Source organism: Neoroseomonas soli (assembly GCF_018129065.1).
Classification (GTDB): domain Bacteria; phylum Pseudomonadota; class Alphaproteobacteria; order Acetobacterales; family Acetobacteraceae; genus Neoroseomonas; species Neoroseomonas soli.
On the sequence record NZ_JAAEDM010000206.1, the window covers coordinates 1 to 784 of the forward strand.

Annotated in this window: 1 protein-coding gene; it reads right to left on the reverse strand. The window is 78.6% G+C overall.

Annotation, left to right across the window (positions count from 1 at the left end; genetic code table 11):
* Nucleotides 1–738: cysteine desulfurase family protein (locus tag GXW76_RS25480; RefSeq protein ID WP_211864934.1), on the reverse strand; the 738-nt coding region annotated here is incomplete at its 3' end.
* Nucleotides 739–784 lie beyond the last annotated feature (46 nt).

Sequence of the window (784 nt, forward strand, 5' to 3'; positions counted from 1 at the left end):
ATGCTCGGGCCGCGCGGCCTCGGCCGCGGCGGCGAGGCCCATGATCGCCGGCAAGGGCTCGGTCCCGCCGCGGCGGCCGCGTTCCTGCCCGCCGCCTGCCATCGGCGGCGCGAGATCGAGGCCCGGACGGAGCAGCAGCGCCCCCGCGCCCTTGGGCCCGCCCATCTTGTGGCCCGACAGCGTCATCGTGTCGGCGTCGTAATCTTCCCGCAATGTCGCGACGCGCCCGGCGGCCTGCACCGCGTCCACATGCAGCAGCGCGCCATGGCGGCGGCAGATCGCGGCGGCGTCCTCCAGCGGATGCAGCACGCCGGTCTCGTTGTTCGCCGCCATCAGGCAGACCAGGGCCGGGCCCGCCGTGGCGAGCGCCGCCTCGAGCGCCGCGAGGTCGATCCTGCCGTCGGCGCGCACTGGCAGCAGCGCGGCCTCCGGCACCGCACGCAGCACCGCGGGGTGTTCGGTGGCGCCGGCCAGCACGCGGCGCCCGGCGGCCAGGGCGCGGATCGCGAGCGCATTCGCCTCGGTCCCGCCCGAGGTGAAGACCACGTCCTGCGGCCGCGCGCCGAACCGGGCGGCAAGGCGCGCCCGCGCGTCTTCCAGCGCCCGCCGCGCGGCCCGACCCTCGGCATGGACCGAGGAAGGATTGCCCGGCAGGTCCAGCGCCGCGATGACGGCCGCCCGCGCCTCCGGCCGCAGCGGCTCGGTGGCGTTGGCGTCGAGGTAGAGCGTCGCGCTCATGCGCGGCCGGGGCGCGCCGCCTCGGGCGCGGCGGGGGCGCGGGCGC